This is a genomic window from Actinomadura roseirufa, from assembly GCF_900659635.1.
Classification (GTDB): Bacteria; Actinomycetota; Actinomycetes; order Streptosporangiales; family Streptosporangiaceae; genus Spirillospora; species Spirillospora roseirufa.
Genome location: NZ_CAACVB010000440.1, coordinates 1 through 4,250, shown reverse-complemented (window position 1 = coordinate 4,250; position 4,250 = coordinate 1). Strand labels below are relative to the sequence as shown.

Annotated in this window: 3 protein-coding genes and 1 pseudogene; 3 read left to right on the top strand and 1 reads right to left on the bottom strand. The window is 73.2% G+C overall.

The window, feature by feature from the left end; translation table 11 throughout:
- The 3 genes from E1291_RS39670 to acs all read left to right on the top strand — a co-directional run.
- The coding region (locus E1291_RS39670) for a sodium:solute symporter family transporter (RefSeq protein WP_442316405.1) at window positions 1-1,027 on the top strand (1,027 nt) is incomplete at its 5' end.
- A 161-nt stretch (window positions 1,028-1,188) separates the two neighbouring features.
- Window positions 1,189-1,812, top strand: a complete 624-nt coding sequence (locus E1291_RS39665; protein ID WP_131743154.1) for an acetate uptake transporter — start codon at window positions 1,189-1,191, stop codon at window positions 1,810-1,812.
- Window positions 1,813-1,921: 109 nt separating this feature from the next.
- Complete coding sequence (acs, locus tag E1291_RS39660; protein WP_131743155.1) at window positions 1,922-3,853, top strand: acetate--CoA ligase; 1,932 nt, start codon at window positions 1,922-1,924, stop codon at window positions 3,851-3,853.
- Window positions 3,854-3,925: 72 nt separating this feature from the next.
- Here the strand turns inward: acs and E1291_RS39655 are convergent.
- A pseudogene (locus E1291_RS39655) lies at window positions 3,926-4,250 on the bottom strand (DNA-binding protein); the annotation flags it as partial.

Sequence of the window (4,250 nt, the reverse complement as noted above, 5' to 3'; positions counted from 1 at the left end):
CCTGGTGCGCTTCTACACCAACCCCGACGGGCGGGCCGCCCGGCGGACGGCGCTGGCCGTCCTCGGGCTGCTCGGCGGGTTCTACCTGCTGCCCGCGGCACCGGTGATGGACGGCGGCGCGATCGCCGACAACCGCGTCTGGGCCGCGCCGCTGGGCGGCGCGGGCGCCCAGGGCCACCCGCTGTACGCGACATACTCGCTGGTGATCGCGACGTTCCTCGGGACGATGGGGCTGCCGCACATCCTGGTGCGCTTCTACACCAACCCCGACGGGCGGGCCGCCCGGCGGACGGCGCTGGCCGTCCTCGGGCTGCTCGGCGGGTTCTACCTGCTGCCCGCGGCCTACGGCGCGCTCGGCCGGCTCTACGCCCCGGAGCTGCTGGCGACCGGGGACACCGACGCGATCGTGCTGCTGCTCCCCGGGCACCTCGTGCCCGGCGTGGCGGGACGGCTGCTCGGCGCCCTCGTCACCGCCGGCGCGTTCGCGGCGTTCCTGTCGACCTCGTCGGGGCTGACGATGTCCGTCGCGGGGGTGCTCGCCCAGGACCTGCTGGCGGGGCTGCGCCGGTTCCATCCCTTCCGGGCCGGCACGGTCGCGGCCATCTGCGTGCCGTTCGCCATCGCCGTGTCGACCGGGGACGTGCCGATCGCCCGCGCGGTGGGGCTGCCGTTCGCGGTCGCCGCGTCCTCGTTCTGCCCCCTGCTGCTCCTCGGGATCTGGTGGCGCGGACTCACCGCCGCCGGCGCCGCGGCGGGCCTGGTCGCGGGCGGCGGCCTGGCGAGCGCCGGCGTCGTCACCGCGACGCTCGTGCCGTCGCTGCGCGGCTGGCCGGGCGAGCTGCTGGCCGAGCCGTCCGCGCTGACCGTCCCGATCGCGTTCGCCGTGATGATCGTCGTGTCCCGGCTGACCCGGCGGCGGCTGCGGCCGGACATCGCCGCGGTGATGGTGCGCATGCACGCGCCGGAGTCGGTGCGGCTGACCGGCGCCGACCCCGGCGAGCACCGGCAGGCGAGCCGCTGGTCGTAGCGGATCGACCGTTCGCACGTGTCCCGCCGCACGCCATCGCCCCGGTGTTGCCTTTGATCGATCAGTGCTGAATTGACCTATTTCGCCGTTGTTCGCGGTCCTATGTTCGCCTCATCACCGCACATTTCGCGTCGCGAGACGCGCGACGGGAGGGGACAGAAATGGCCGATGTCGAAGCGGGCCGGCTGGCGGCACCAGCGCCGAGCGCGGCGCCCGCAGCCGGAATCGCCGACCCGGGGCCGCTGGGCCTGGCCGCGTTCGCCCTGACGACCTTCGTCCTGAGCTGCGTCAACGCCGGAATCCTCGAGGCGGGCACCAAGACGGTCGTCCTGGGCCTGGCGCTGTTCTACGGCGGCCTCGCGCAGTTCGCCGCCGGAATGTGGGAGTTCCGGAAGGACAACACCTTCGGCGCGCTGGCCTTCACGTCCTACGGGGCGTTCTGGCTCTCCTTCGCCGGGATCCTGTTCTTCTACAAGCCGGCCGGCGCGACGCCGGACCAGGCGGCCCACGCCGTCGGCGTCTTCCTCCTCGGATGGACGATCTTCACGGCGTACATGACGATCGCCGCGCTGCGGGTCAGCGGCGCCGTCGCCGCGGTGTTCGTGTTCCTGACCGTCACGTTCGTCTTCCTCGCGATCGGCGACCTGACGGTCAACGCCGACGTCACCAAGATCGGCGGCTACCTCGGCCTCGTCACCGCGGTCCTGGCCTGGTACACGTCCTTCGCGACGGTCACGAACTCGACCTGGAAGCGCACCCTGCTGCCCACCTGGCCCGTCAGGTAGCGACGGCCCGCGAGACGAGGAGAGCGCCGTGACCGAGAGATCCAGCACCGGCAGACCCGACACCCCACAGGGGGCGCCCCCCGGAGCCGAGGCGGCCCTGTCCAACCTCATGCGGGAGAACCGGCGGTTCGCGCCGCCGGCCGCGCTGGCCGGCGCGGCGAACGTCACCGGGGACGCCTACGCCGCGGCCTCGGCCGACCGGATCGCGTTCTGGGAGGAGCAGGCGCGGCGGCTCGACTGGGAGCGGCCGTGGACGACCGCCCTGGACTGGCGGCCCCCGTTCGCCCGCTGGTTCTCCGGCGGCCGGCTCAACGTGGCGGTCAACGCCGTCGACCGGCACGTCGCCGCCGGGCACGGCGACCAGGTGGCGCTGCACTGGGAGGGCGAGCCCGGCGACACCCGCACCATCACCTACGCGCGGCTCCAGGACGAGGTGTGCAAGGCCGCCAACGCGCTGTCCGAGCTCGGCGTGCGGGCCGGCGACCGGGTGATGATCTACCTGCCGATGATCCCCGAGGCCGTCTTCTCGATGCTGGCCTGCGCGCGGCTCGGCGCGCCGCACTCGGTCGTCTTCGGCGGCTTCTCCGCCGAGGCGCTGCGCAACCGCGTCGAGGACGCGCGGGCCCGGCTGCTCATCACCGCCGACGGCGGGTTCCGGCGCGGAAGGCCGAACGATCTCAAGACCGCGGCGGACGAGGCGGTCGCCGGGACCGGCGTCGAGAAGGTGCTGGTGGTGCGGCGCACCGGCGCGGAGGTGCCGTTCACCGCGGGACGCGACGTCTGGTGGCAGGACGTCGTCGACCGGCAGTCCACGACCCACGTCCCGGAGTACTTCGACGCCGAGCAGCCCCTCTTCATCCTGTACACCTCCGGGACGACCGCCAAGCCGAAGGGCATCCTGCACACCTCCGGCGGCTACCTGACGCAGGCCGCCTACACCCATCACGCGGTGTTCGACCTCAAGCCGGACACCGACGTCTACTGGTGCGCGGCGGACGTCGGCTGGGTGACCGGCCACTCCTACATCGTCTACGGCCCGCTGGCCAACCGGGCGACCCAGGTCATGTACGAGGGGACGCCGGACACCCCGCACCGCGGCAGGTTCTGGGAGATCGTCCAGAAGTACGGCGTCTCGATCCTCTACACCGCGCCGACGACCATCCGCACGTTCATGAAGTGGGGCGACGACGTCCCCGCCGGTTTCGACCTGTCCTCGCTGCGGCTGCTCGGGTCGGTGGGCGAGCCGATCAACCCCGAGGCGTGGATCTGGTACCGCGAGCACATCGGCGGCGGCCGCGTCCCGGTCGTCGACACGTGGTGGCAGACCGAGACCGGCGCCATCATGATCAGCCCGCTGCCGGGGGTGACCGCGTGCAAGCCCGGGTCGGCGCAGGCGGCGCTGCCCGGCATCGCGGCCGACGTCGTCGACGACTCCGGCACGCCGGTGCCGCCGGGCGGCGGCGGGTACCTGGTGCTGACCGAGCCGTGGCCCGGGATGCTGCGCGGCATCTGGGGCGACCCCGGCCGGTACGCCGACACCTACTGGTCCCGGTTCGCCGACCAGGGCTACTACTTCGCCGGCGACGGGGCGAAGAAGGACGAGGACGGCGACGTCTGGCTGCTCGGCCGGGTGGACGACGTCATGAACGTCTCGGGCCACCGCATCTCCACGACCGAGGTGGAGTCGGCGCTGGTGTCCGCCCCACAGGTGGCTGAGGCGGCGGTCGTCGGCGCGACGGACCCGACCACCGGGCAGGGGATCGTCGCGTTCGTCATCCTGCGGGGCGGCGCGGCCGACAAGGGCGCCGTGCTGGCCGCGGAGCTGCGCGAGCACGTGGCGCGGGAGATCGGCCCGATCGCCAAGCCGCGGCAGATCCTCGTCGTCCCCGAACTGCCCAAGACGCGCTCGGGCAAGATCATGCGGCGGCTGCTGCGCGACGTCGCCGAGAACAGGTCCCTGGGCGACGTGACCACGCTGCAGGACTCCTCGGTGATGGACCTCATCTCGGCCAGGCTGCCGTCGGCGAGCGGAGAGGACTGACACGCCCCGGACCCCGCCTCCGCCCAGGCCCACCACGCCCTGGGCGGAGGCGGTCCCATGGACGGGACGCGCTCACTCGCGAACGGGGACGCGGTCGCCCGGCGGGGGCTGCCGCGCCGCGCGGGGCGGGCGGCGGGACGCGCCCGGTCCGCGCGGCTCCCGGCGGCCCTTGAGGCGGTCGGAGGATTGGAGTTGCCAGGCGACGCTGGTGACCATGACGCCGGGCTGGAAGAGCAGCCTGCCCTTCAGCCTCAGGGAGGACTGGTTGTGGAGCAGGTGCTCCCACCAGTGCCCGAGGACGTATTCGGGGATGAAGACGGTGACGACGTCGCGGGGGCTCTTGCGGCGGACGCTCTTGACGTAGGACAGGACCGGGCGGGTGATCTCGCGGTAGGGC